Below are 23,761 nucleotides of genomic sequence, written 5' to 3'. Positions count from 1 at the left end.
GGTGGTTCTCCTGGATTCTCTGGGTGAATGTGGCCGCCGCCCGGTCAGTTGGTGACAGTGAGTACGGCTTTGCCCCGGTATCCGCCTGCGGCCAGGGATTGCAAGGCTTCTGGAGCCTCGACGAAGGTGAAAACTTTCCCCACAATGGGACGCAGTATGCCGGCGTCCACCAGTGCGCTGATCTGGCGCAATTGGTCGCCGCTGGCGCGCATGAAGAGGAACTCATAACTAACGCCGAGTTTCCTGGCTTGCTTCCTAACCTTGCTGCTGAGCCCGGTGATTGCCAGGCGCAGTATGGGGTTGAGCCCGGCGGCGCGGGCGAAGGCCGGATCGGGCGGCCCTGCGATGCCAATCACCTTGCCACCAGGCTTGAGGATTCGCAGTGATTTGTGCAGGTTGTCCCCTCCGAGACTGTCCAGCACCAGGTCGTATCCACTCAGGAGCTGTTCGAAGTCCTGGGTGACGTAGTCGATAACGACGTCGGCGCCCAGGCCGCGTACGAATCCGGCATTGGAGCTGCTGGCGGTGGTTGCAACGGTTGCGCCGAGATGTTTGGCGAGCTGGATGGCGATGGAGCCGACCCCGCCGGCGCCGGCATGAATGAGAACTTTCTGTCCCTGGCGCACTTTGCCCTGCTCCACGAGGGCTTGCCATGCTGTAAGAGCCACGAGGGGCAGTGAGCCGGCCTCTTCCATGCTGGCCGATCTAGGCTTGAGCGCGAGGTCTTCTTCCGCAATGGCGATGCGTTCAGCGAATGTTCCCATGCGGTCCTGATGGGGACGTGAGTAGACCTCATCACCGGGCTTGAACCCCGTCACTTTTTCCCCGACGCTCAGCACGGTGCCGGCTACGTCGTTGCCGAGGACCAGCTGAAGCTTGTAGGGAAGGATCTGCTTGAACTCGCCCAAGCGGATCTTTTCGTCCAGCTGGTTCAGGCCGGCGGCGTGAACCTGTACCAGCACGTCCCGTTCACCGACGGTAGGCTCTGCCACCTCGGCTTCGCGCAGCGGTTCCTTGTACTTGGTGATAACGAATGCCCGCATGCGACGATGCTCCTTTTGAATAAAATTGACTTCACTCAATTATGAGTGCACTCAACTTAAAAATCAAGGGCAAAGACAACGTGCCGTGGTGATGGGTTTGAGCCATCACTACGGCGCGGTTGTAAATACTAGGATTTGCTGGACACGAGTTGGGGGTAGAGTGCCTCGATGGGGGCGCTGAGTCCGGCCTTGAGCTGCACGGACGTCGCGTCGGCGAGAACCTCGTAATCACCGGCTTCCACGGCATCCAGCACCTTGCTAACCAGCTCGGCCGGGTCCATCTTAGGGTCGGAGGTGTGCGCAGCCATCGCTGTGTCGACGTAGCCCACATGGACGCCCACCACGTGGACGCCGTCGGGGGCGAGCTCCAGGCGCAGTGAATTGGTGGCTGACCAGAGGGCGGCCTTCGTGGCACTGTAGATGCCGCCGACGGCGTACCAGCTCATGGCGGAGTGGATATCGATGATCGCGGAATGTTCCTTGGCGGACAGGATCGGAGCGAACGCCCTGGCGAGGAAGAGCGGGCCGAGGAAGTTCGTCTCTACGTTGGTGCGGATTTCCTCGTCGGTGTGGCTAAGGATGCCCAGGGTTGCCACGGAGGCTCCGGCGTTGTTAATCAGGACTGTGACGTCGCCTGCTGCCGCGACTGCGGCCTGGATTGACACCGGATCCGTGATGTCGAGGGTCAGTGGGACGATCCGTTCGTCCGCCCAAGTGCGGGGGGTGCGCGCGGAGGCGTATACCTTACTGGCGCCGCGTGCCAGGGCGGCGTGGACGAAGTGGGTTCCGATGCCGCCGTTTGCTCCGGTAACGAGGACGACTGCGCCATTGAGTGATTGCATTTCACGAACTTCCTTGTGTGGATTTCCGTCCACGCCGGTTGGCCTGGATGGTCTTTGGGTGGTGTGGGATCAGGCGTGGGCAAGGGTTGGGTAGTCGGTGTATCCGCTGGTGCCGCCGCCGTAGAGGGTGCTGGGATCTACCTCATTCAAGGGGGCATTCAAGCGCAGACGTTCAACGATGTCTGGATTGGCCAGTGCGAAACGGCCCAGCGGCGCGATGTCCGCCAAGCCGGCCGCGACGTCGTCGGCAATCTGCTCGCGGTTACGTCCATAGCGGACCACGAGCACCGCCGTCGGCCACATATCCCGGAGGCTGCGGAGCAGTTCGTCATCTCCAACATGGTGAAGGTGCAGGTACGCCAGGTTCAGGGATGCGAGCTCGCCGACCAGGTGCCGGTACTGGGTCCGCACGCTGTCCGTGTCACCTTCGTCGATTCCACCTAATGGCATGGCGGGGGAGAGGCGGATGCCCACCCTGTCTGGCCCGATTTCATCGGAGAGGGCCTGTGCCACGTCGATGACGAACCTTGACCTGTTTTCCACTGATCCGCCGTAGTGGTCCGTGCGGTGGTTTGAGTTGGGCGATAGGAATTGATGGAGGAGGTATCCGTTGGCCCCATGGATTTCCACTCCGTCGGCACCGGCTGCGATGGCCGAGGCCGCCGCGTGACGGAAGTCATCAATGGTGGCCTGGATGTCCTCTGCGCTCAGCGCCCTGGGTGTCGGCGTCTTCTGGGGGCCGGCCGGCGTGAAAATGTCCTGCCCGGCTGAAATGGCTGACGGCGCCACGGGCTGGCGGTGGTGCGGGGTGTTGTCCGGGTGGGACATCCGACCCGCATGCATGAGCTGGATAAACACGGCTCCGCCCTCGGCATGAACTGCTTCGGTGACGTTACGCCAGCCCATCACATGCTCGGGAGAGTAAATCCCCGGCGTGTTGGCGTAGCCTTGGCCGTCCGGTGAGGGCTGTGTTCCTTCGGTAATGATCAATCCCAAGGAAGCGCGCTGCCTGTAGTACTCGGCCACGAGGTCGCCCGGCGTGCCATCCGGGTTGGAACGGTTTCGGGTCATGGGTGCCAGTGCCAGCCGATGGGAGAGGTCCACGCGACCAAGAGTCAGGGGTTGCCACAGAGATGAAAGGGTCATGGGTTGGTCCTTTGGCGTTCGGTGTATCAGGGCATCACCGCACCCGGCCGATGGGTCGACTGGCTTTGGTGACTACGCTCATAACTGAGCGCGCTCAAGAAATATTCCCACGAAAGTTAAGTGGGCAAAGATCGAGCGATAACTGCCCGGCTGACTCCGAGCAAGATCGTTGTGCTCTGCGTTCGCCTGGAGAAGGGTCCGGCTTCGTGGAGTTGGCGACGATCGCGAGCGCTGCCTGAACTGCCGACGTCGCCTCGGCCCGGGCGCGGGTCGAGAAGTTCGTTTCGGCCAGCGGCGTCGTTAAGGCCAGCGATGTGGACCTCCACTGGCTCTATCCGGGCAGGGACGAGCTCTTCAGGCGATCCCGGACATGCTGATTCCCGGTACGGCCTCTGGTGCCAGTTCGGTGAGGACGCGGCGCAGGTACTGTTCCGAGCGTTCGGTGGTGCCGTTGTAGACCTCTATGAATGTGGAGCGGGCCTGTCGAAGGGGCCATTCCGGCGGGAGCAGTTCGTATGGCATGCCGGGGTCGTCCCATGGGAAGGCGCGCCATTCGTCCATGGTTTCGATGCGCATGCGGAATACCTCTTTGGAGTCCCCATCCTGTTTGCGAAGGGCGTTCAAGCGCTGTTCGTTTGTGTGGGCGAAGGCGGCATAGCGCGCCGGCAGTTCTTCGCTGTTGACGAGTGTGGGGCGGCGACCCTCCAGGTCGGCGTCCTCAACCCGGAAAGCCATGAAGTCGTCCACGTTGTACCCTTCAGCGGTCTCGGTTACTCGCGCTACCAGATCCCTGGGCGAAAACCATAACGCACCATAGATCGGGGCGAAACCCAGCCACCGCAGCCTTGCCCGGAACGCTTCCCTGATATCCCGGTCGGTTTCAGGCACTGTGAACGCCACGGCGGTCCAGCGGTGGTCCCAGCCAGCGGACGGGTCCCCAAATTCGGTGACCTGCTGGTTCCCAACCACCAGCCGTTCCCGGGCCGCGGAAGTAAACCGGTAACGCGATGCGCGGCCGCCACCATCATTTTCAAGGACCCCGCGCGCGGCGAGGCGGCTGAGTGCGGTCGTCACCGCCGACCGGGACAGGCCCACATCCTCGGCCAGCCTGACCACCACGCGGGCGGGAAGCCATAGGTCCGTTTTCCTCCAGAACTCGGCCAGCAGAGTGACGAGGACGTGTTGGCTGGCGTTTCCTCTTTGGGGACGCGGAAAATCCACCGCCGCTGGTCCTGGTTTCTCACCCGTAGTTCGCACACTCCAGTCTCACCCATTCGGCATAACTTTGCATGTTTATTGACGGACGTGATTTTTAACGCAACCATAGTTCAGGAGTGATGCACGCCACTAAAATGGCTGCCGACATCGACGTCGCCACCGGTCAGACATGCACTCCACCCCTTCCCAGAGCAACTATGAGGAGATCCGCAATGACCGCAGGTCCCATCAGCACTGCCGCCACTGTTGCGGCGCCCACGGGGCAGCATGCCCGTAAGGCCGCCGTCGCCAGCTTTGTTGGCAGCACGCTTGAGTACTACGACTTCTTTATCTACGGCGCAGCGTCCGCGCTTGTTTTCAACAAGATTTTCTTCCCAGGCATCGATCCAGCGTTGGGTCAGTTGCTGTCCATGGCGACCATCGGCATTGGCTACGTAGTGCGGCCACTGGCTGCCGGCGTCATCGGCCATTTTGGAGACCGCGTTGGCCGTAAACAAATGCTCGTTTTCACGCTGGTCAGCATGGGCATCGCAACCTTTCTGATTGGCTGCCTTCCACCGACGGCGGCAATTGGCGCCCTCGCGCCGGTTCTCCTGGTATTGCTGCGGGTGGTGCAGGGAATCTCAGCAGCCGGCGAATCAGTGGGCGCGGTGACGATCTCCCTCGAGCACGCACCGGCAAACAGGCGCGCCTTCTTCGCCAGCTGGGTCAACACCGGAGCAGCGGCAGGAATCACTCTCGCTTCGCTCGCGTTCCTTCTCGTCTCCTTGATGCCCGAAGAAGATCTGCTTGCCTGGGGCTGGCGCATCCCGTTCCTGGCAAGCATCATCGTGGCCGTGACCGGCTTCATTATTCGCCGCAAGCTGCCCGAGGCGGAGGTGTTCAAACACGAAGTGGAGAACTCGAAAGCCTTGGAGCTTCCCGCCAAGGTTGTCCTTCGTGACCACTGGCGGACTGTTCTGAAGGTCATGGCCTTCGGCGTGTGGGCAGTGGTCTCGTCGATCTTCTCTGCCTTCAGCCTCTCCTATGCAGCGAAAGAACAGCTGGTGCCATCCAGCGTCATGCTCGCTGTTACGATCGTCACCGCTGCGTTGAGCGTGGGCGTCCAGCCGCTCTTCGGCATCCTTGCCGATCGCATTGGCCGTAAACCCGTGTTCATCGCCGGCAATATTACCTGCGCAGCAGCTGTCTTTGCCTATTTCTGGGCCATCTCCAGTTCAAACATTGCGATGGTCTTCGTCAGCGGGGTCGTTCTCATGTCAGTTGGCTACGGGATGGTCAACCCGCTGGGGCCCGCCATGGTGGCGGAGATGTTTGAAACCCGTATCCGCTATTCCGGAGCCGCCATCTCATCCCAGTTGGGCCTCATCCTGACCGGGTTTGCCCCGGCTATCGCCGCAGCCATTGTCCGGCCCGGTCCCGATGGGTGGCTCCCCGTGGCAGTTTTCACCGCGGCGTGCTGTCTCGTCTCGGCGTTAGTGGCTCTGGTGTTTGTTCGCGAAACCTACCGGACGGCCACTGAGGACCTTGGCAAGAAGGCGGACTGAAACCATGAAGCACCAAGTCATTATCGAAAACGATGTCCAGACCCAACTAAGTGACGGCGTCATTCTCCGTTCCACCGTGTACCGCCCGGACACCCCGGGCCGGTTTCCGGTCCTGCTCACCCGAACGCCTTACGGCCGGGACCTCGCAGTGAACTCCGCATACTTCAATCCGGCCACTGTCGCAGCCCATGGTTTCGCAGTCATCCTGCAGGACGTACGGGGACGCCATGGTTCTGATGGCACCTTCGTGCCGGGAGAGCATGAAGCGGACGACGGCGCCCAAACAGTTGAGTGGGCCGCGGACCTGCCATATTCCTCCGGGCGCGTGGGGATGTGGGGACGCTCTTATTTCGCCGAAACGCAGTGGCGGGCCGCCCGCCGTCGACCTCGGGGCCTTGCGGCTCTGGCGCCGGGAATCTGTGCTGCTGGAAACGCGGACAACGGGGCACTCTTCCGTGGCGGCGCTTTTGAATTAGGGAGCCGGCTAGCGTGGGGACACGGATCGATCGCCCTCGAGGAGATACGCCGTGAATGTGCAGGGGACCCTGCCCGTCTGGCTCGCGAGCTCGAGATTTGGGCGGAGTTGGATGCCGGTTTCGCGGACGGCTCGGCATACGCAGCCCTCCCGATCAACGATGTGAAGTCCCGGGCCAACGGGTTCTTGCAGTCCGTGATCCTTCCCTCGGCAAGTGAGGAACCCGGAGGGGAACTCTCGCTTGCCTGGGACAGTCCAGCGGCCGGGCCTGTCCCGCTGCCAACGCTCCACATCGGCGGATGGTTCGATATCTTCCTGCCGAACACCTTGGAGCAGTACCGGCTGCAACTGGATGCGTCCCGTGAAGGACAGGCTCTGCGTCCCCAGCTCATTGTGGGTCCATGGAGTCACACCAACTTCACGGCCACCTACCCCGACGTGGCGTTCGGCGCCCTTGCCTCATCAATGGCCGTCAATGGACTGGGAGACCTGTCGTCGATTCATGCCCGTTGGTTCGACCACGTTCTCAACGACGCGCCGGACCCACACCTGCCCGGCGTCCTTGTCTACGTCATGGGCGAGAACCGATGGCGTGCATTCGATGAACTGCCTGAACCCGACACTCAGCTTGACCTGTTCCTGGGTCCTGAAGGTTCGCTTGGGGAGACGCCAGGAGCGACTGGAGCAGTGTCATACCACTATGACCCGCTCGATCCCGTTCCGACCACCGGGGGAGCGACCATGCACCTTGGGGCTGACCTGGCCGGGCCTGCGGATCAAGCCGCGGTGGAGAGCCGCGATGATGTGCTGACCTTTACGACGTCGCCACTGGAAGAACCAGTGACGGTTTTCGGGGAAGTATCAGCCACGTTGTTTGCGAGCTCAAGTGCCGTGGATACTGACTTCGTTGTCCGCCTATGCCGGGTCACCCCGGACGGCCTCTCCATTGGACTGTCCGACGGAATCGTCCGTGCATCGTGGCGGGACGCTTGCAGCGGCGACGGAGTCTTCCGTGCGGGGCCGGGCCGGAAGCCGCTGGTCCCGGGCCAGACTGAAGAGTTCGTTATCAACCTCTGGTCAACAGCCTGCACGTTCAACGCAGGAGACAGGATCAGGATTCAAGTCACGTCGAGTTGCCACCCTCGCTGGGACAGGAACCTGAACACCGGCCTCCGGGCCGCGGACTCGTCCGAAACGGTAACAGCCCACCAGCGCATCATATTCGGGGCGGAAACTCCGAGCAGGATTACGCTCGGCACAATGTCGAGGGGCTCCTAGGCGCACTCTCGCTCATGCGTATCGCCGTAGCTGAGCTAAGGCTTAGCCAACCGATGGACGGTCCTCCCAGATGCGGGGGGCCGTCCTGCGTCGAGGCCGTGGAAGTCTCTACCCGGACGAATTTCCGGGCGCGGCAGACTCTGGAGTGGTGATGCGCCTGACTGTGTCTATGACTGCCTGCCGCTGGGAGGCTACGGCTTCTGCGCTGCTGGGATCTGCGTAAATCGCTTTCAGCAGACCGGCCGGGGCCAGCTGCCACGCCTGCGCGACCGCATATATCACCACTAGCAGGTCGACGGCATTCAACGACCCCACGGGCGTCCCGGAAAGCATCGAGGTCTTGTCCAAGTAACTCTGCAGGGGTTCGGATGCCGCCTCGGGACGCTCCAGCTGAGCCCACAAGCTGATGCGAAGTGCAGAGGGGTCACGCTGGTGATAGTCGAAGAGGTCGCCGGCCCACCCGGGAAGGTCTTCGGGGCGAGGAGGGACCGCCGCTGCCATGGCGCCAAGAGAGGCGGCTAACGCCTCATCAAACAGTCCGCTCTTGCCGCCAAAGTATGCGTAAATCATGCGGACGTTAGTGCCGGAGCTTGCGGAGATTCGCTCAATTCGCCCTCCGGCGTGGCCATGCTTGGCAAATTCCTCCACGGCCGCTTCAAGGATCCGGGCTTTCGTTGCCCCCGCGTCGCGTTGTGCCATGGACTTTCCTTCCTGTTGCTTGCCTACTTACGATCTCATCTCTACTATAAAAGTAAATACTTACTTACTTACTTATTGCATGAGGTCTAGCTGAAATGAGGAAGACAATGAAGACAATGAAGAACACTGTTGCGCTGGTGACGGGTGGAAACAGGGGACTGGGCCGCAGTACCGCGCTGGCTCTAGCGTCCAAGGGCGCGAAAATCGTAGTGACTTACCGTAGCGGGTCAGAAGCCGCAGCTGCCGTCGTCGATGAGATTCGGTCCGCGGGAAGCGACGCCATAGCAGTACCGCTGGACATAACGGACATCGGGACGTTACCAGGCTTCTCCGATGGGTTGCAGGAAACTCTGCGGTCACGCTGGGACCGGGAATCGTTGGATGTACTCGTCAACAATGCCGGAGTCGGAATGTTCGGCACTCTTGAAGAGACCACAGAAGAAAGCTTTGACGCAGTTGTCGGGACCAATTTCAAAGGAACGTTCTTCCTGATCAAAACACTCGTGCCCCTCATGTCCGACGGAGGCCGGATCATCAACGTCTCAACGTCACTGACCCGCCATGCCAGCCCGGGAACGTCGGCCTACTCCGCCTCGAAAGCGGCGGTGGAAGCTCTGTCTAGGAGTCTCGCCCTGGAATTAGGGCCACGGAAGATCCGCATCAACGCGGTTGCCCCGGGCCCTAGCGCTACTGACTTCAACGGAGGAGCCATGCGGGACAACAACGAGCTTCGGAAGGTGCTCGCCTCCCAGACAGCACTCGGACGGGTGGGCCACCCGGAAGAAATCGGGGATGCCATCGCCTCACTCGTCAGCGATGACATGCGTTGGATTACTGCCGAACGCATCGAAGTCTCCGGCGGAGCCCTTCTGTAAAGCAGCGGTTCGCGGAAGGTGCTGGACTCCTAGTCTGTTTGAGCAGCCTCGAGCAGTTCCAGGAACCTCTTTACGCTGCCGAGGTCTACAACACCGCTACCCGCGGCTCGTTCTCCACCGGCCGGAGCAAGGGCGGAAAAAGTCCGCTGAATGGTCGCGGTGTCGCCAAGCTCTACGGCGGTTTGAGCAATAACGCACCACATGACCTCGAGCAAGAGGTCGTTGGGAGGAAGGGGCAAAGTCCGGAGGGCCTGGATGGCGTCCTGACGTCGGTTTGCCCGCAGCATGAGTAGTGGCCGGACCCATGGCTCATAGGGCCCGAAGTCGCCGTCACTTAGGTGCGATCCCTGGTGCATCTCTCGGGTGAATCTGGTCAAAGCCGCCAGGCCATGAGTGAAGCCGGGCATTGCATCTGGCAGTGGAGGGTCGGTGTCTTCGATGAAAGCCGACCTAAACCGGCCGGTAAATACTGCTGCGAGCGGTCTTTCGTGTCGTGCGGCGAGTTCGTCCACGGCGTCGGCTTCGGCGTTGGCCGCAGGGATGTCGTCCAGAGCGCAGAGGGCCTGCATGCGGATGAGGCGGCCATTGATTTCGAAGGTGGGTGAGTCGGCGCTTATGGCTAGAGCTGTCAGCTGGGCGCCGATGTCAGCGCGCTCCTTTGCCAAGCCTGTCCTGTGGAACTCCTGCATGAATCGGGCGCTGAGGGCGAAGCAATGAAGTTGTTCGTCGCCGAGGCGCGTGGCAATTGATTCTGCTTCTTGGGCTTCGGCCTGCCGGTGGGCTGTGCCGCGTGATTCCATGGCGATGGTGGCCAGCAGGCGGGCGCGTGTCCTGTCAGAGATTCGCGCGGCTGAAGCGAGTGCATGTTCAGCAGCTGCAACAACGACTTCTGCGGCCTCCCGGTTGTCGGAGCGCGTCCATATTCCCGGAATGTCATAACCGCCAATGATCCGGGCAGTAAGTTCGGCATCGTCGGCCGACTGTGCCGCGCGAATCGTGGCGATTCGCTGTGTCTGGGCAGTCTCCACGTCACCCGTGACCGCAAGGCTGCCCAGCACCGCGTTCGAAGCCTCGAGTTGAGCCCGGGTGCCACTCCGGGAATAGGCGGCTGCCGTCATGCCCAACCCCGTCGGTTCGGGCAACTCCAGGCTCGGGTCCCGCCGCAGGATCTGAATCTCCAGAGCTGAAAGCGCCGGGCCGGGATCGACCCCCAGATCACGTCTGAGGCGCTTCCTCGCAGTGCGCAGTACCGCCAAGGCGTCCCCTTGCCGCTGGCTGCGGTAGAGAGCCAAGGCCAACAACGCCCACCCTTCTTCACGCCACGGCGCGGCCGTTACCTGCCCTTCGAGCAGTGGCACGGCCTCGTGCGCCCGTCCAGCGGCGAGCCGTGCGTTTGCGCAGCGCTCAACGGCAGAGCACCGCAGGTCGCCCAATCTTGTTCTCACGGAATGCGACCACGGCCGCTCAGCGAACTCTTCGAAAGCCTCCCCTCGCCATTCAGCCAACGCGGCCGAAAGCAACGAATCGGCTTTCTCCGGCGGGGCCGTTACCGCTGATTCCACGGCAGCTTCGAAGCGCCATGCATCAACGGCGTCGGCACTCAACCTCAATGAGTAGCCATCGCCGACAGTTACCACGACTTTGGCCGGAGTCCGCGGCAGACGATTCGGTTCAATGATTTGGCGAAGCTCACCGACAAACGTTCGGACGGCTCCCACCGCACCAGCCGGGGGTGCGTCATCCCAGAGTTCCGCGATGAGGTCTTGGGTGGAGATTACCCCGCCCCGGAGAGAAAGAAGTATCCCAACGATCTCCCGGTGCCGTCGCTTGGACAACTGCCGCACTACACCGTCAACAGTTACCTGGATAGGACCGAGGACGCGGAATTGAGGGCAGCTCACGAATTCATCGTAATCAAAGTGCGCGCCGTGCCTCATGTCGGGCGGAAGCGGCGCCCCACTGATTCAGCACTGATTCGCCCACGGGAAAGTGGAGACACCAACAAGGAACGGAGACATCATGTCCCTGAAATTGCTCCCTGAAGCAAGCTACTACCGCGTCCCTGCAGCGCCGCACGTAGAACTCAACGTCGCCGTCGTCGGAAGCGGACCTGCTGTAGTGCTCCTGCACGGCTTCCCGCAGACACATCACATGTGGCGCCATGTTGCCGCGAAGCTGGCAGCAGACCACACGGTGATTGTTCCCGACCTGCGCGGTTACGGCGATAGTGACAAACCGAAAGAATCCAACGAGCACACCTACTCAAAGAGGACCATGGCAGCGGATGTGGTCGCCGTTGCCCGAGCACTCGGCCACGAACGATTTGCCTTGGCAGGCCACGATCGCGGCGCCTTGGTCGCAATCCGGGCGGGCCTTGATCACCCCGACAATGTGAGCCATCTGTTGACATTGGATGTCCTGCCGACGCTGGATATGTGGGACATTCTTCACGGGGCAGACGCAAAAGTCGCGTGGCATCTGTACCTGATGGCCCAGCCGGCCGGCGTCGCGGAGCCCATGATTGAAGCGACCGCCGATACATTCTTCGCGTCCTTCCTGGACGGATGGACCTCCAATCCCGAAGCCATTCCCGCCGACTACCGGCACCACTACCTGTCAGCATCAGCGAATGCCGTGCCTTCCATCGTTGCCGACTACCGGGCATCAGCCGGCATTGACGTCGAGCACGACCGCGCAGACAGGGAATCAGGCCATACTTTGGGCATGCCCGTCACCGTCATACAACAAGACTGGGGCGCAGTCCTCGGGTACGACGCCGCCGCGCTCTGGAGCAAGTGGGCGTCTGACCTTGAACACCGGACGCTAGATGCCGGGCATTTCATGGCAGAGGAGGATCCCGAGTCCGTCACAACGGCGCTACGTGAGCTCATGAAGCGCTAATCGCACCGGCAGCCGCGTTGATCGCATGTTCCACGTCAACGCGGCTGCGTCAGGGCGCCTTGCCTCAACTCCTGCACTCGATGGTGACGTTCGATCTATTGCTGTCCGGCATTCAGGCTGGGGCGTATCCCTGGCCGGCCAAGTATTTGAAAGCGCTCCACGCTGGCGCATTTAATTGGCATCCATGCTGGTGCTGCGCGGCGAACGACGGCCGACGCTTCGGTCCTGCCCGAAAAACGGCGGGGCCGTCACAAGACAGGCAGGCTAGTTCCTGCCGGGCCAGTTTTTGTTCTGGTGGAAGAAGAACCGCAAACTCAGCGGCGGTCCATTCCGTGCCATCCACGATGTTCTATGCCATGAACACGGCGCCTCCTTTACACGGCGCCTCCTTTAAGTGCATTTGTGTGGGGATGAGTGGATTTTGATCGGCAAGCCTTCTGCTCCTCGGCGCCCCAATGCCTCAGGACCTGGAGCTTGGCCGTCCCGGAATATGGCTCAGGATGGACTTTGTGAAGCCGCCATCAACACAAATGTCTTGCCCGGTGACGTAGCCGGCCAGCGGGCTTACAAGGAACTCAATGACATTCGCAATGTCCATGGGATCTCCAATTCGTCCCAAGGGGATAATGTTTTCCCTTGCCTTCTTGATGTGGGGATCCGCGTACATCTTTTCGGTCATTCGGGTGTGAGTCATGCCGGGGGAGACAACGTTGACGCGAATTCCTTCAGGCGCCCATTCCAGGGCGAGTGTTTGGGCAAGCATTGTCAACGCAGCTTTGCTGGGGCTGTAGGCGCCTGATCCGGCGTGGGGGATCTGACCTGACATTGACGAGGTGAAGCAGGCGGCACCCCGGCTCGGCCGCAGGTGCGGGTGGCTGGCTTTGGCAAGGAGCCACGCGCCGCGAAGATTGACGGAAAACATGTGGTCCCAGTCCTCGATGGACACATCGCAGATCGCTCCAGGATTGGCAATACCCGCATTGGCGATCAGTGCGTCCAGCCCCCCGAACTCAGCCACCGCGGCGTCGACCAATTTGCCGGGCACCTCCGGGTCGCCGAGGTCTCCCGCCAAGGAGATAGCGGTGCCGCCCATTGACTCGATTGAACGCACTACTTGCTCTTGGTTGCCGTTCGTGTCGTGCCCGGCCACTGCCATCCGGGGGTGTTCGCCCCGGGCGAGAGCCGCCTCTGGACTCCTTTTAAAGCGGTCACTTCGGGAATCTTCCGGCTCACTCTGGAACGCCCATTGCGTTGTGAAACGCGGAGTACGCGACCTATTTCACACTCTTCTTACAGATTTCGACTGAACTGCTGTGATCCCGGGCGTCCGCCTAGTTTCCCAGTTCCCAGCCTTGATCCTTGAGGTCTTGCATCGCCGTCTTGAATTCCTGCAAGGGATTCTCTTCGCGAATAATCTCAAGCCACAGCCCGCATGGTCGGCGATTAATGAACCACTTATCACAGCTGCTCGAAGAAGGCTCCGTCGGGGTGTAAGGGCGGAAGCCGACGTCGTCAGCGTCATGGCTTCCCGAAATCGCCAGTGCTCCTCCGCGGCCGGAGGACGCGTACCCCCGCCAGAAAATACCCCCTGCAGGGCCGCCGGCGTGGCTGCCCTGCAGGAGGTATGTGGGATTTGCGCTTTTGCGCCCGTCTCTCGGGCTACCTGTTGCGATAGGTGTGCAAGGCGCATTCCCCGCGCCGGCCGATCAATGATGCCGGCAGTTTTTTTTGGCCGTGAGGCTTACATGACGCCGGTTGGTACCAACAAGGCCCAGGCGAGTGCGGGTGCCACCAGGACTACTCCGCCCGCGTACATCATCAACTGCTTGTAGACACGCTGCCGGTCGTCCTCGCGGGCGTTGGCTACCACCAAGGCACCGTCTGTGGAGAAGGGGGATACATCCACAACGGTTGCGGCGATGGCGAGGGCAGCCACTGTTCCCGATGCACTCAGCGAGCTCGTTGCCAGGAGAGGACCGGCCAACGGGATGAAGGCCGTCAGCAGTGCGGTGGAGGAGGCGAAGGCTGAGCCGACGCCGATGACGTAGCAGAGCACAAGGGCGATGAGGAGCGGTGCTCCAAGTGCCAATGCCTGCTCAGCGAGGGTATCGATGACCCCCACGTGCTGGAGCAGGGAAACGTACGTGATCATGCCGGCCACAAGCAGCACGGTGGACCAGGAGACACCGCCGATGAAGGTCCGGTGTTCCTTGATGTTGACCAGCGCCAGCAAAAGTCCGGCAGAGAGGGCTACGAAACCGATGGGCATGTGGAATCCCAGGGCGCAAACCAGCATGGCAACGATCAGCGCAAGGGTGAGGATCTGCTGGCCATGCGGCCGGGTGGTGCGCGTCTCGAGGTCGGCGTGCTGGCCGCCAGCGCCGTCGCGAAGCTTACCCAGGAGAGCGAACAGCACCACTGTGAGCACCGACAGGATCAGATTGAGGGCAAAGCTCGCCGCGAAAAGTGCGCCCTGGGAGATCGGAAAGCCGTTCTTCACCGCGATGTCATGTACCAGGACTCCAGCCACGGAGAGCGGGGAGAAGCCTCCGGCGTGGGCGCCGTTGATGATGAAGGCGCCCATCAGGACGGGGTGGATCCGTGATTCGTAGGCCAGGCCTATAGCGGCAGGTGCCAGCAGTGCGACGGCGGCGGGTGAGAAGGTGCCCAATGCTGTGAGGGACGCTGCCAGAAGGAAGAAGACCCACGGCAGAAGCAGGGTCTTGCCCCGCACCAGCCGGACACAGTTCTGGACGATGATGTCGATGGTCCCGTTGCGCTGGGCCATGCTGAAGAAGTAGGTGACGCCGATGATCGTGATCACGATGTTGGCGGGGAAGTCGGCCAGGATTTCCTTATCGGTCATGCCGAGCATGAAGTAGCCGACGCCGAAGGAAGCCACGAGTCCCATAACACCGATGTTCAGTGGCCATTTGGTGGCGACGACGAACATCACCACGAGGATTACCAGCGGGATGATTTGGGTGGCGGTCATGGTCGGCTCCGATTCCGGGGTAGCCGCCGGGTTGAAGATGGCACCCCCGAACAGGATGGCGACCAGACCCAGAATGACAGAAGCGGCAACCGTTATCAGCAGGATACGGCGGCGGTTGTTGGTGCGCTGGGAACCCTGTTCCCGGATCTCGCTCTCGGCCTCGGGAGCTGGTTTGAAAATAGTCTTAGCCATGGTGTTTTCTCCTCATCGAGTGGCTGTTGCTAGTGAGGCTTCGACGACGTTGCCGAGAGTCTCCGGGAGGTGAATGATGCTTGAAGCGATGGTGCGCGCTGTTCGGTCGACCCCCACCAGTAGGGATCCTTCATGTCCTTCGCTCCAGGTTTCGATGACACCGGCAGGGGTCCTGAGCTTCAGGACTGCTTCGGATGTGTTGCCAGTGATGGTGTTCAGCACCGTGCCGGGCGTGCGGGCAGCCAGCGTCAGCGCGATGCTGCCGGTGATCGCCAGGGCGGGATGCGGTTTACCCATGGAGAGCATCATGACGTTGACGTCGGCCTCGGCGTCGGGCCCTTCGGGCGGGCCGACGATTGCAAGCTTGGGAACGGCCCGCGCGGCTTGAGCGGGAGTTGCAGCCATACCCATTCGGACTGCTGCCTGGCGGCGAATGACGTCCAGGGTGTCCAGTTGCAGTTCAACTCCGGCTTTCCACGTCTCGTAGCGGGCAGTGTCCAGTCCAAGTTCCTCAGCCCGCACCATGACAACTGGCGCGCCGGCGTCCACCATCGAAACAGTCCAGCGTGTTCCTCCGGCCACCATCGTGTCGGTTGCTGCGCCCGTGGGCAGCAACTGCCCGGTGGTCTTGCCTGCCGGATTCTGGAAGCCGAGCCCCACTTTATAGCCGGGAAAAACGACGCCGGGCATCTGCGCGTTCGGTGCGATCGGCAGGGCGCCTGCGGGAGTTGCAACCCGTTGAATGATGATCTGACCGGTGTTGGTGTTCCGCGTGACGATCCGGGTGGAATCGCCGTCAGGAACTACCCACCCTTTCTCGATGGCGTAGAGACCCACAACCGCAGAGCAGTTCCCGCAGTTGCTGCCCCAGTCAACCGCGGCTTCTTCGATGCCCACCTGGGCGAAAGTGAACTCGACATCCACGCCATGGTCCTCCGGGCGGCGAAGGATCATTGCCTTGCTGGTGGTTGAAGTAGCGCCGCCTACGCCATCGATCTGCCGGGAATCGGGACTTCCGAAGAGCCGGGGCAGGAGGTCGTCCAGATTGACGCTGGCCCTGTTCAGGTCTTCAGTTTCAAAGACCCAGCATTTGCTGGTGCCTCCGCGCATCCATTCAGCTTCGATCTTCATTGTGCTTCCTTGCCTCTCGTGGCATCGTGCAAATTTCTTGTGCCTGTTACGAGGATGATGCGGATCACATATGAAGACAATGTTCAAAATATGAGGGGGAGTTTAGGGATACTTCATTCATTGCCAAAAGCGGGTGGGAATATGGTTGCAGATTGCTGAACTGATGGTAGCGACGCCCCAGAGCGCTCTAAAGGTGGTGAGGATGCGTAGAATGAACCAAATATAGGGAAGGGTGTAGCAGTGCTTAACGATGAGAATCTGAATCTTTTTGATATTCGGCGGCTCGCCCTTCTGGTGGAGGTGGTTGAGCAAGGATCCATCACGGCCGCGGCCGACATCATGATGTACTCACCCTCCGCCGTCTCCCAGCAGCTCCGAAAGCTGGAGCAGGAGGTAGGGCAACCTCTCCTCAATCGCCGGTCCCGCGGTGTGGTTCCCACTGAGGCCGGTCAGGTCTTGGCAGGACACGCGCGAAAGATCGTCGGGCAGATGCGTGCGGCCCGGTCCGACCTGGGTCAGATCGCCGGTTTGAACCGCGGCTCGTTGACCGTGGGGACGTTCCCCACGCTGGCCGGTTCCTTTTTGCCGCTGGTGATCCGCGCGTTCAAGAAGCGCTACCCCGCTATTGCCTTGTCAGTGCGCAGCGCCCGCTTTGACGAACTCGTCTCGGACCTGGAATCCGGAGTGACCGGGCTGTGCTTGCTCTGGGACTACCCGTGGAACCGGTTCAACGACGAATCCATTCGCATCACTGAAGTCTTCCAGGAGAGCACGGTGATCCTCGTGGCCAAGGGGCACCCCTTGGCAGATCGTGATGAAGTCTCCATGAAAGACCTCCGAAAGGAGTCATGGATAGTCCGTGCGGAGGCCCACCCAGTGGTTGAGGTACTTCAACGATCCGCTCACGACGCCGGCTTCGAACCGAACATAGGTTTCCTGGCCAACGATTACCAAGAGGCCCAAGCCATGGTCAGCGTCGGGATGGGTGTGGCGATGGTCCCCAAGACAGCAGTGGCCCTGCAGCACCCGGATGTAAGGACCCTAAGCCTCGGCGCTGACGCACCCCGGCGACGGGTTCTTCTGGCCCAGCGCCAGGACAAGGTGTATGCGCCCGCAGAGGTAGCCTTCCATTCAACCCTTCTGGAGATTGCCCGCGAACATGGCGGAGACTACCTCTAGGACCGAGTGCTGCTGCAGGCAAACCTGATATTGGGGAACCACCCTGACCCCTCATACACCCCCGGTCTGCGCTCCATGCCCTTGATGACCTTTCGTTACATCGCGCATATGTTGCGCCAGTCACATCTATTTGCTTCCACTGAGCTTGAGCCTTGATCCTTGCATGACCTAGTTTTTTAGCGCTTGTCAGAGCGTGCCCAATGGAGGACACAATTTATGACTAACGTTCTTTGGTTTTCTGAGCTTGGCTTGTCCGACCTTGACCAGGTTGGCGGCAAAAATGCATCACTCGGCGAAATGGTCCGGAATCTCGCCTCTGCCGGTGTGAAAGTTCCTGGCGGATTCGCGACGACGGCGGACGCTTACCGGCGCTTTCTGGCGGAGTCCGGGTTGGATGCCCGGATCGAAGGCATCCTGGAAGGCCTGGACAGCAGCGATGTCACCGCTTTGGCCAAGGTGGGCCAGGAAATCCGTCACCTGATCCGCGACACACCGTTCCCGGCCGGATTCGAAGAAGACATCCGGACCGCTTATGAGCGCCTCACGCGGGAGCACGGCGGGGACGTGTCGTGGGCCGTGCGTTCCAGCGCCACGGCCGAGGACCTTCCGGACGCCTCATTCGCCGGTCAGCAGGAGACGTTCCTGAACATCCGCGGCATCGACAACATCTTGCTCGCCATCAAGGACGTCTTCGCTTCCTTGTATAACGACCGGGCCATTGCCTACCGGGTACATCACGGCTTCACCCATTCTGAAGTGGCGCTTTCGGCCGGTATTCAGCGCATGGTGCGTTCCGACGTCGGCGCTTCCGGGGTGATGTTCACCATGGACACCGAAACTGGCTTCACTGACGCTGTGTTCATCACGTCCTCGTATGGGCTGGGGGAGGCCGTGGTGCAGGGTGCTGTGAACCCTGATGAGTTCTATGTCTACAAGCCAGCACTGGCAGCAGGGCGGCCGGCCGTGCTCAAGCGCGGTCTGGGGGAGAAGGCCGTGCAGATGGTCTACACGGATTCGGTGGAAGTTGGCCGGACCGTTGACTTCGTTCCGGTGGCGCAGGAGTTGCGGAGCCGTTTCAGCCTGAACGATGCCGAAGTCCAGGAGCTCGCCCGGCACGCAGTAGCCATCGAGGCACATTATGGCCGTCCGATGGATATTGAGTGGGGCAAGGACGGTGTGGATGGTGAGCTGTACATTCTTCAGGCCCGCCCGGAAACCGTCGAGTCCCGTAAAGCTGCGGGTACCACGTCCCGGTACACCCTCGCGGAACGTTCCACGGTGCTGGTGGAAGGCCGGGCGATCGGTCAGCGGATCGGTGCCGGACAGGTCCGGGTGCTGTCCTCGATCGATCAGATGGCATCCTTCCAGGAGGGCGATGTCCTGGTGGCGAACATGACGGATCCGGACTGGGAACCGATCATGAAGAAGGCCGCCGCTATTGTCACTGACCGTGGCGGACGGACCTGCCACGCAGCCATCATTGCCCGGGAGTTGGGAATCCCCGCCGTTGTCGGTACCGGGTACGCGTCCCAGATCCTCAAAGACGGGGCCCCGGTCACGGTGTCCTGCGCGGAGGGCGAGGCCGGGCTGGTCTATGAGGGTTTGCTCGAGTACTCCTTGCACGAGACCAGTGTGGAGACCATGCCGGAAGCTCCGGTGAAGATCATGATGAACGTGGGAACCCCGGAACAGGCGTTCAGCTTCTCCAAGCTCCCCAACCATGGCGTGGGCCTGGCCCGCCTGGAGTTCATCATCAACCGGCAGATCGGCGTACACCCCAACGCCTTGTTGGCGGTGGCAGGTGAGATCGAGCGTCCGGCTGCCTTGGATGACTACACTGTCCGGCAGATCCAGGAAAAGACCGCCGCCTATGACGGTCCCCGCGATTATTATGTCCGCCGCCTGGCCGAAGGCATCGCCACCATTGCCGCGGCGTTCGCACCGGAACCGGTCATCATCCGGCTCTCGGACTTCAAGTCCAATGAGTACGCAAACCTCATCGGTGGTCCGGCTTTCGAACCGGAGGAGGAGAACCCGATGATCGGGTACCGTGGCGCGTCCCGGTACCTGTCATCCTCGTTCCGTCAGGCGTTCGAACTCGAATGCGAAGCCTTGAAGTACGTCCGCAACGAGATGGGCCTGAGCAACATCAAACTCATGGTCCCGTTCGTACGGACCTTGGACGAGGCCCGCGGCGTGACCGAACTCCTCGCCGCCAACGGGCTCCGCCGCGGAGAGGACGGGCTGGAGATAGTGATGATGTGCGAACTTCCGGCCAACGCACTTCTGGCCGATGAGTTCCTGGAGTATTTCGATGGGTTCTCCATCGGCTCCAACGACCTCACCCAGCTCACCCTGGGACTGGACCGCGACTCTGCCCTGGTTGCTGAAGGCTTCGATGAGCGGAATCCGGCTGTGACCAAGCTGCTGGAGATGGCGATCACGGCGTGCCGCGCCAAGGGCCGCTATGTGGGGATCTGCGGCCAGGGTCCCAGCGACCACCCGGACTTCGCTGAGTGGCTGCTCGGACAGGGCATCAGTTCGATTTCGCTGAATCCCGATGCCGTGACCGAGACCTGGCTGCGCCTGGCCCGCACCACACGTACCACCAGCACCACCGCCTAAATGGCAGACCACATTACCGTGGGGGCAGGCTCCGCGCCTGCCCCCACGGTGTTCTTCCTTTCCGACAGCACGGGGATCACGGCTGAAACGCTCGGCAATACGCTGCTGACGCAGTTCCCGGGCCAGCGGCTGGAACGGCGCACCATCCCGTTCATCACCACCGTCGAGCAAGCGCGCGAGGTAGTGGCACTGATCGATCGGGTCGCGGACAGCGGATCCCTGCCGGTCATCTTTTCCACTGCTGTAGGGCAGGACATCCGGGCGATCCTTTCCCGGAGCCGCGGGCAGTTCTTCGACTTGTTCGGAGCCCACATCGGACAACTCGAACAAACCCTTGGTGCGCAGGCCAACGGCAAACCCGGCCAGGCCCACGGCGTGGGCGACGCCGTCCGCTACCAATCCCGCATGGCCGCCGTCGAATACGCCATAGAGCACGACGACGGTCAGTCACTTCGGGCGCTCGAACGGGCCGAATTGATACTCATCGCCCCGTCGCGGTGCGGGAAAACGCCCACCACCATGTACCTGGCCCTGCAGCACGGCATCCTCGCCGCCAACTTCCCCCTGGTAGAGGAAGACTTTGACACCATGACCCTCCCGAAACCCTTGCTGCCCTTCGCGAACAAATGTTTCGGGCTGACCTCCCAGCCCGTCCGCCTCAGCCAAATCCGGCAGGAACGCCGGCCGGGAAGCAACTACGCCTCGCTGAACCAGTGCACCTTTGAGCTGCGCAACGCCGAGGACATGTACCGGGCCAACAACATCCCTTACGTCAACTCCGCGTCCATGTCCGTGGAAGAAATATCGGCCACCGTGCTCCAACGCATGCGGCTGCACCACTGAGCGGCGACGCCGAACCCGGTTCCTGTGTCGGCCGCGGTGATCGGCACGCGATCTGGCCCGTGACCGGTCCGGTGGGTGATGCCGGACCGGTTTCCATGTTCTAGTTCAGGGCCGGAGTGTCCTTGGGGATGACGCCGGAACCATACAGATCGGCGGCGAGATCCTGGAGCGCACGCAAGGCGACCCGCTGGGTAAAAGGACCATAGGAAACCCGCGCGACGCCCAGTTCCTGGAGCTCGGCTGCGGGAAGCGCTCCGGGGGCGCCGATCACAGACAACTTGCCGTGTCCCAGGCCTGCGACGAGCGGCTCGATGACGTCGCGTGTCAGGGCGCCAGGCACGAATACCAGTGCTGCGCCTGCATCCAGGAAGGCGCGACCACGGGCAATGGCGTCTTCAATGCTGTCCTTGATTGGTCGGTCACCGCCTTTCGCGATGGCGTCGGTGCGTGCGTTCAGCTGGAACGCGATGCCTTCGCCGTTGGCGGCGTCGACGATCGCCTTCACTCGGGCGACGGCTTCGTCGAAGGGACGCAGGCGGTCTTCGACGTTGGCGCCCACGACGCCGATGCCAATTGCGCGACGGATTGTTTCGGCTGGGTCTTCATAGCCGTCGTCGAGGTCTGCTGTGACCGGAAGGTCCACCGCGTTGACGATCCTCTTCACGCCATCCAGCGCGACATCAAGGGGCATGGTCCCATCGGCGTAGCCATACGCGGCCGCAATCGAGTGCCCGGCGGTGGCAATGGCTTTCGTCTCGGGAAGGGCTGCAACGGTCGAGGCGCTGATGGCGTCCCACACGTTGACCACACTCAGGATTTCCGGTGCCTCATGCAGAGCCTTCAACTTCTCAGCCCGGGCATGGGTATTTGATTCGGTCATGGTCGTCCTCCGTCGTCATGGTTGGGATCACTCGCAAAAGTCAGCCTAAAGGCAAATCGGCGTCGCTGCCCGGAACGGAACCTGGCGGGTGCGCTTCACTCGACAAGCTTGCCAGCGACGGAGTCCTCCGCATGGGCCTCGGCCAAGGCCCGGAAGGAGTCTGGAGCCGGGGCCAAGGGCTCGAAGGTGACGCCTCCGCCGGGGGACCAGACAAAGTTGCCCTGCAGTGACGGATCCAGCGCTGGGAAGTCTGCCCGGTTATGCGCTCCCCGTGTTTCGCGGCGTTCCAGCGCGCACTCCAGGGTAGCTCGTGCGGCGAGGAGGGAGCCCAGTAGGTCGTAGGCGTGGGCCAGGTCGTCGAACCCCGCGATGTCCGGGTGCGCCGTAACGAAGCGGGCGCGTTCCTCCACATCGGCCAGCTTCCTGAGTCCCTCCTGCAGCCCCTGCTCGGTGCGGACCACACCGGCGTGTTCGGTCATGAGATTGCGCAGTTCACGCTGCAGACGGCGCGCTGACTCTGTACCTTCCCCGTTCAGCAGGCCGCGCATTTCGTTGCGGGCCAGCCCCACAGCTGTTGGATCCCGACGGACGTCGGTGCGGGAACGTACATATTCGGCCACATGCTCACCGGTAATTCGCCCATAGACGAGTAGTTCAATCAGCGAGTTTCCCCCGAGGCGGTTGGCTCCATGCAGGCCCGAGGATGCCTCTCCGATGGCGTACAGTCCTTTTACTCCTGTCCCGTGGTCCTCCGGTGCAACCCATACCCCGCCCATGGAGTAGTGGGCGGTTGGCGCGATCTCGATCTTGGTAGTGGTGATGTCCAGCATTTGAAGGTCGATCAGGGTGCGGTAGACCCGGGGCAGTTTTTCCATGATGGTCTCCCGCGGCAGGTGGGAGACGTCCAGGTAAACCCCGCCTTTTTCAGTCCCACGGCCTTCGGCGACCTCGGTGAATCCGGCAAGTGCAACCCGGTCACGGGTGGAGAGCTCCATTCGCTCGGCGTCGTAACGTTCCATGAAGCGCTCACCGAGTGCGTTCGTGAGGATTCCACCTTCTCCGCGGGCCGCCTCGGAGACCAATGTCCCAGCGGCGTCGTCCGGCTCAAGCAGGCCCGAGGGGTGGAATTGGACCAGTTCGGCGTCGCGTATCCGGGCACCCGCCAGCGCCGCCAGCCTGAAGGAGTCGCCGGTGTTCTCGTCGCGTCGTGAGGAGGTGTGGCGCCAGATGCGCGTGTGGCCGCCTGCGGCGAGGACGACGGCATCGGCGTGGATCTCTATTGGCGTGCCATCAATGATGTCGAATCCATAGGCCCCAAAAATGGTCCCGTCGGCGACCAATAGCCGGGTGATGTACACGGTGTCGATGATGGGAACCCTCAACTCTGCCGCCCGGCGCATGAGTGTGCGCTGGATCTCCAGTCCGGTGTAATCCCCGGCATAGGCAGTGCGGCGGTATTTGTGCGCGCCGAAGAAGCGCTGGGAGATGCGGCCATCCTCTTCGCGTGCAAAAGGCATCCCCCATTGCTCGAGGTCCTCAATACCGCGGGCAGCGTGCCGAGCGACAGTTTCGACGATGGTCGGGTCGGCCAGGAAGTACGACTCACGCAAAGTGTCGGCGGCGTGCTGCTCCCAGCTGTCTTCCGGGTCCATGGTGCCCAAAGCGGCGTTGATGCCGCCGGCCGCCAGGCTCGTGTGCGCATCGTGCTTTCTCCGCTTACCCACGGCCAGCACCTCAACCCCTCTCTGGGCGAGTTCAATCGAGGCGCGCAGGCCGGCGCCGCCGGTGCCGATGACAAGCACTGAGGTGGACATGAGACGTTCTGGAGAAGATGAAAAGTTCATACCCACCACGGTAGGAGGGCAGGCCCGATGTCTCCAATGAATTATCCT

Annotated in this window: 18 protein-coding genes and 1 pseudogene; 8 read left to right on the top strand and 11 right to left on the bottom strand. The window is 61.8% G+C overall.

What is annotated here, in order from left to right; genetic code table 11:
• Positions 1-44: 44 nt before the first annotated feature.
• The 3 genes from BLW08_RS08570 to BLW08_RS08560 all read right to left on the bottom strand — a co-directional run bounded on the left by BLW08_RS08570 (position 45) and on the right by BLW08_RS08560 (position 3,031).
• Positions 45-1,043 (bottom strand): NADP-dependent oxidoreductase, encoded by a 999-nt coding sequence (locus BLW08_RS08570; RefSeq protein ID WP_091324423.1) that lies wholly within the window; start codon positions 1,041-1,043, stop codon positions 45-47.
• A gap of 128 nt (positions 1,044-1,171) precedes the next feature.
• On the bottom strand, positions 1,172-1,885 hold the full coding sequence (locus BLW08_RS08565; RefSeq protein WP_091324421.1) for an SDR family oxidoreductase: 714 nt from the start codon (positions 1,883-1,885) through the stop codon (positions 1,172-1,174).
• Between the two features lie 69 nt (positions 1,886-1,954).
• Positions 1,955-3,031: an alkene reductase gene (locus BLW08_RS08560; RefSeq protein ID WP_091324420.1), complete on the bottom strand. Its 1,077-nt coding sequence runs from the start codon at positions 3,029-3,031 to the stop codon at positions 1,955-1,957.
• Between the two features lie 245 nt (positions 3,032-3,276).
• Here BLW08_RS08560 and BLW08_RS24100 point away from each other — a divergent pair.
• A pseudogene (locus BLW08_RS24100) lies at positions 3,277-3,378 on the top strand (carbohydrate kinase); the annotation flags it as partial.
• 7 nt (positions 3,379-3,385) lie between these two features.
• Here the strand turns inward: BLW08_RS24100 and BLW08_RS08555 are convergent.
• On the bottom strand, positions 3,386-4,252 hold the full coding sequence (locus BLW08_RS08555; protein WP_175538620.1) for a PaaX family transcriptional regulator: 867 nt from the start codon (positions 4,250-4,252) through the stop codon (positions 3,386-3,388).
• Positions 4,253-4,461: 209 nt separating this feature from the next.
• On the opposite strand from BLW08_RS08555, the gene BLW08_RS08550 reads away from it, so the two are divergent.
• Positions 4,462-5,796 (top strand): MFS transporter, encoded by a 1,335-nt coding sequence (locus BLW08_RS08550; RefSeq protein WP_091324417.1) that lies wholly within the window; start codon positions 4,462-4,464, stop codon positions 5,794-5,796.
• A 4-nt stretch (positions 5,797-5,800) separates the two neighbouring features.
• A complete protein-coding gene (locus BLW08_RS08545) occupies positions 5,801-7,549 on the top strand; it encodes a CocE/NonD family hydrolase (protein WP_091324415.1) in 1,749 nt (582 codons plus the stop codon).
• A 108-nt stretch (positions 7,550-7,657) separates the two neighbouring features.
• Here the strand turns inward: BLW08_RS08545 and BLW08_RS08540 are convergent, their stop codons facing one another.
• Positions 7,658-8,248, bottom strand: a complete 591-nt coding sequence (locus BLW08_RS08540) for a TetR/AcrR family transcriptional regulator (protein ID WP_091324414.1) — start codon at positions 8,246-8,248, stop codon at positions 7,658-7,660.
• A gap of 107 nt (positions 8,249-8,355) precedes the next feature.
• Between BLW08_RS08540 and BLW08_RS08535 the strand changes: the two genes are divergently transcribed.
• Positions 8,356-9,123: an SDR family NAD(P)-dependent oxidoreductase gene (locus tag BLW08_RS08535; protein WP_091324412.1), complete on the top strand. Its 768-nt coding sequence runs from the start codon at positions 8,356-8,358 to the stop codon at positions 9,121-9,123.
• Between the two features lie 29 nt (positions 9,124-9,152).
• On the opposite strand, the gene BLW08_RS08530 is transcribed toward BLW08_RS08535, so the two are convergent.
• On the bottom strand, positions 9,153-11,024 hold the full coding sequence (locus BLW08_RS08530) for an AfsR/SARP family transcriptional regulator (protein WP_091324521.1): 1,872 nt from the start codon (positions 11,022-11,024) through the stop codon (positions 9,153-9,155).
• 118 nt (positions 11,025-11,142) lie between these two features.
• Here BLW08_RS08530 and BLW08_RS08525 point away from each other — a divergent pair, with 118 nt between their 5' ends.
• Positions 11,143-12,024 carry an alpha/beta fold hydrolase gene (locus BLW08_RS08525; RefSeq protein ID WP_091324410.1) on the top strand — a complete coding sequence of 294 codons (882 nt, stop codon included), beginning with the start codon at positions 11,143-11,145 and terminating at the stop codon, positions 12,022-12,024.
• 460 nt (positions 12,025-12,484) lie between these two features.
• Here the strand turns inward: BLW08_RS08525 and BLW08_RS08520 are convergent, their stop codons facing one another.
• The 3 genes from BLW08_RS08520 to BLW08_RS08510 form a co-directional block, all read right to left on the bottom strand.
• Positions 12,485-13,180 (bottom strand): SDR family NAD(P)-dependent oxidoreductase, encoded by a 696-nt coding sequence (locus tag BLW08_RS08520; protein ID WP_091324408.1) that lies wholly within the window; start codon positions 13,178-13,180, stop codon positions 12,485-12,487.
• Positions 13,181-13,765: 585 nt separating this feature from the next.
• Positions 13,766-15,211, bottom strand: coding sequence for an SLC13 family permease (locus tag BLW08_RS08515; protein WP_091324407.1), 1,446 nt, complete (start codon positions 15,209-15,211; stop codon positions 13,766-13,768).
• A gap of 12 nt (positions 15,212-15,223) precedes the next feature.
• Positions 15,224-16,342: a PrpF domain-containing protein gene (locus BLW08_RS08510; RefSeq protein WP_091324406.1), complete on the bottom strand. Its 1,119-nt coding sequence runs from the start codon at positions 16,340-16,342 to the stop codon at positions 15,224-15,226.
• Between the two features lie 240 nt (positions 16,343-16,582).
• On the opposite strand from BLW08_RS08510, the gene BLW08_RS08505 reads away from it, so the two are divergent.
• From BLW08_RS08505 to BLW08_RS08495, 3 genes are all read left to right on the top strand, one after another.
• Positions 16,583-17,521 (top strand): LysR family transcriptional regulator, encoded by a 939-nt coding sequence (locus BLW08_RS08505; RefSeq protein ID WP_091324404.1) that lies wholly within the window; start codon positions 16,583-16,585, stop codon positions 17,519-17,521.
• 216 nt (positions 17,522-17,737) lie between these two features.
• Positions 17,738-20,146, top strand: a complete 2,409-nt coding sequence (gene ppsA, locus BLW08_RS08500) for a phosphoenolpyruvate synthase (protein ID WP_091324403.1) — start codon at positions 17,738-17,740, stop codon at positions 20,144-20,146.
• Positions 20,147-20,989: a pyruvate, water dikinase regulatory protein gene (locus tag BLW08_RS08495; protein WP_091324401.1), complete on the top strand. Its 843-nt coding sequence runs from the start codon at positions 20,147-20,149 to the stop codon at positions 20,987-20,989.
• Between the two features lie 100 nt (positions 20,990-21,089).
• On the opposite strand, the gene BLW08_RS08490 is transcribed toward BLW08_RS08495, so the two are convergent.
• Positions 21,090-21,869, bottom strand: a complete 780-nt coding sequence (locus BLW08_RS08490; RefSeq protein ID WP_090821044.1) for an isocitrate lyase/PEP mutase family protein — start codon at positions 21,867-21,869, stop codon at positions 21,090-21,092.
• Positions 21,870-21,964: 95 nt separating this feature from the next.
• Entirely contained in the window at positions 21,965-23,713 is a 1,749-nt protein-coding gene (locus BLW08_RS08485; protein WP_091324400.1) for an L-aspartate oxidase, read from the bottom strand.
• Positions 23,714-23,761 lie beyond the last annotated feature (48 nt).

Origin of the sequence: Arthrobacter sp. cf158 (assembly GCF_900106835.1) — a bacterium.
Lineage (GTDB): Bacteria > Actinomycetota > Actinomycetes > Actinomycetales > Micrococcaceae > Arthrobacter.
The sequence above is the reverse complement of the archived record's forward strand: the minus strand, read 5'-3'. Positions and strand labels throughout refer to the sequence as shown.